General features: G+C 64.0%; 4 protein-coding genes. 3 read left to right on the top strand and 1 reads right to left on the bottom strand.

The window, feature by feature from the left end; translation table 11 throughout:
* Positions 1-524: creatininase family protein (locus R2855_20010; protein MEZ4533291.1), on the bottom strand; the 524-nt coding region annotated here is incomplete at its 3' end.
* Positions 525-564: 40 nt separating this feature from the next.
* Between R2855_20010 and R2855_20005 the strand changes: the two genes are divergently transcribed.
* The 3 genes from R2855_20005 to R2855_19995 form a co-directional block, all read left to right on the top strand.
* On the top strand, positions 565-1,332 hold the full coding sequence (locus tag R2855_20005; protein ID MEZ4533290.1) for a hypothetical protein: 768 nt from the start codon (positions 565-567) through the stop codon (positions 1,330-1,332).
* Positions 1,329-2,222: a hypothetical protein gene (locus R2855_20000; protein MEZ4533289.1), complete on the top strand. Its 894-nt coding sequence runs from the start codon at positions 1,329-1,331 to the stop codon at positions 2,220-2,222. The genes R2855_20005 and R2855_20000 overlap by 4 nt, the downstream gene beginning before the upstream one ends.
* A partial coding sequence (locus tag R2855_19995; GenBank protein ID MEZ4533288.1) for a hypothetical protein occupies positions 2,219-2,665 on the top strand: 447 nt, incomplete at its 3' end. The genes R2855_20000 and R2855_19995, both read left to right, overlap by 4 nt.

The raw sequence follows: 2,665 nt of genomic DNA, 5'->3' as shown, positions 1-2,665 counted from the left end.
CCCGCGTGACCAGGCGGCGGATGTCCTGCCTTGCCTGCCCAGGCGCCGTCGAGCTTCCCTTGCGATGGTTGCCAATAGGAAAGCGCGCCGATCTGCGCCGGATGGATGAGGGCTAAGTCGCGCGCGACCAGCTGCACCAGCTCGTGATTTCCTCCATGCCCATTGACGATCAGGATCTTGCGGAACCCGTCGGTGATGAGCGAGGAGACCAGATCGCGGATCACCGCGTAGTAGGTCTGTGTGCTCAACGACAGCGTGCCGCCAAAGGCGAGATGATGGTCTGAGGACCCGAAGGGGAGGGTGGGCGCGACCACGATCGAGCCGCTATCTCCTGCCTGAACCGCTGCTGCCCGGCTGATCGCTTCCACCGCGAAGGTGTCGGTGCCGGTCACCAGATGCGGACCGTGCTGCTCCGTGGCGCCAACCGGTAGCACCACCAAACTCGATGGCGCGAGCGCCGCCAACTGGGTGCGGTTCAGTTCATTGAAGAGCAGCGGGCCATCGTTCATCTCGGGGCGGATCATACCGCACCGGATGCTCAGGCGGGTGCGGTATGTTTGCGGTATGAACGTACGCCGCTTCCACCTTCTCATTGCATCGATCATGATCGCGCTCGCGCTGTCCGCGTGCGGCAAGGAGATCGAGCGTTCGCCCACCGCTGTTCCAACCGTTCCGCGGGAGGCCACGCCGGCCGGGCTCACCGCCGGGCAGCTCGCCGACCGTATCGCCGTCGGCTGGGAGGCTATCGACCGCTACCGGGCGGAGACCTCGACCTACACGGTCGCCAGTCCCGCTGCTGGCGATCCGACCATGCAGATCGTGGAAGAGGCGATCTTGCCCGATCAGCGCCACCAGGTCGTGACCGTCGACGGCGAGATGCAGTCGGAAATCGTCGCGGCCGGTGGCAACATCTATGGCCGTGGTCCGGCCATTCCCGGTGTCTCGCAGCCGAATCGCGACCCGAACGTCTGGATCACCATCAACGGCAATGTGCTCGGCCCGAACAATCCGCAATCCGGCTTCTATCAGTCGCTCCTGCTGCCGGTCGAGCCGCCCTATTCTGGTCTGAGCGACACCGATCGGGCACGCCCCGTGGAGGAATTGGGCAGCGTGGATGTCGGGGGGCGTGCCTGCGAGCAGTACCGCATCGTCGACACGAGCCAGAGCGGACAGCGCATCGAGATTCTGATCGCGCTGCAGGAATCGGGATTGGTCTGCTCGATTCAGACCACAACCGGCAGTTCGACCACCCTGACCGTCTATACCTACGACCAACCGGCGGAGATCGTGATTCCGGCCTCGCCGGTGCCAGCGCCCGCGGAGAATGGATGAACGAGCTGGTCGACTACGAATCCGTTGGTTTCGCGCGCATCGATGAACGGACCTGGCAGAAGAGCATTCGCGGCCGGGTATTCACCTTCCGCGAGTTGCGCGCCCTGGACGAACTCGAGATCGCCGAACGCATGCAACGCGACGTCATGAAGATCGAAGGTTCCGACGTGGTGATGGCGTCGTTTCTGGTGGTTTCTCCCGATACCGGTGGTTTCGTCATTGGGTGTTACGAGGGCGAGCGCGAGATTGCGGTCGCGTTCGGATACGGTGGTTATCTGCATCCGGAGCCGTTTCTCTATTCCGACTTCCTGGTCGTCGTGGAAGACGCGCGCTCGCTCGGCATTGGTTTCGAAATGAAACGGTTGCAGGCGCTGATTGGGCGAGAACGCGGGCTGGGATCGATTCGCTGGACGGTCGATCCGTTGCGCGCCGCCAATGCCCGTCTCAACTTCGAGCGGTTGGGCGCGTTGGGGGTGTCGTACACCCGCGACAAATACGGCGCGAACTTCGCGGCGGGGCTCTACGGCGGCATGCCGACCGACCGCCTGCTTCTGCGTTGGCCCTTGCGCACCGAACGCACGCTGGAGCGGTTGACCGGTTCGTACGTGCCAATCCCCGACCAGGCGCTCGACGGGTTGGAGGAGGTTTCGGCCAGATCGCTGGGGGCGCCGCAGTTGGTCGTCACCATCCCGGGCGATATCGACACCCTGGTCAAAGCCGAATTCGACACCGCCATGCGCTATCGCATGGAAACCCGCGAGAAGATCGAGTTGGCCTTCGCTGCGGGCTATTTCGTCTCTGGCGCGGCCCGAACGGGAAGCCAGTCCCGCCTGCTGCTGGAACCGGCGGCAATGTTCGAGGAAACGATCGAAGAAACGGAGAACGAATGATGAACTCGCGCGAGATCGTTTCCATCGAGGTCATTCCCATCGAGTTGCCGCTGATCGAACCGTTCATCATTTCGTACGGCGCGGCGGCGGGTGTGGAATCGGTGCTCGTGCGCATCACCGACCGGGCGGGAAACACTGGCTGGGGCGAAGGCACTCCGGACGAAACCGTCACCGGCGAAACTCCGGCCACGTTGCTGGAAGACCTGCTGGAAACTGGCGCGCCCGGCATGCTCGGCTTCGACAGCCGTCGCCGCGATCTCGCCATGAGCGAGCTGGAACGGCTGCTGCCCGGTAAGCCGACCGCCCGCTGCGCCATCGATATTGCCTTGCACGATCTTGCCGGACGCGCGGCCGGGCTCCCGGTTTGGGCGCTGCTCGGTGGCTCGAAATCGACCGTCCAAATCTCCCGCGTCGTCAGCATGCGCGAACCGGAGGAGATGGCC

The organism is Thermomicrobiales bacterium (genome assembly GCA_041390825.1).
Classification (GTDB): Bacteria; Chloroflexota; Chloroflexia; order Thermomicrobiales; family UBA6265; genus JAMLHN01.
Note: the sequence above shows the minus strand (reverse complement) of the source record. Positions and strands in the feature narration are given on the sequence as shown.

Excerpts from the sequence above, each read along its gene's own strand:
- R2855_20000 (MEZ4533289.1), top strand. The coding sequence starts at position 1,329 with ATGAACGAGCTGGTCGACTACGAATCCGTTGGTTTCGCGCGCATCGAT.
- R2855_20005 (MEZ4533290.1), top strand. The coding sequence starts at position 565 with ATGAACGTACGCCGCTTCCACCTTCTCATTGCATCGATCATGATCGCG.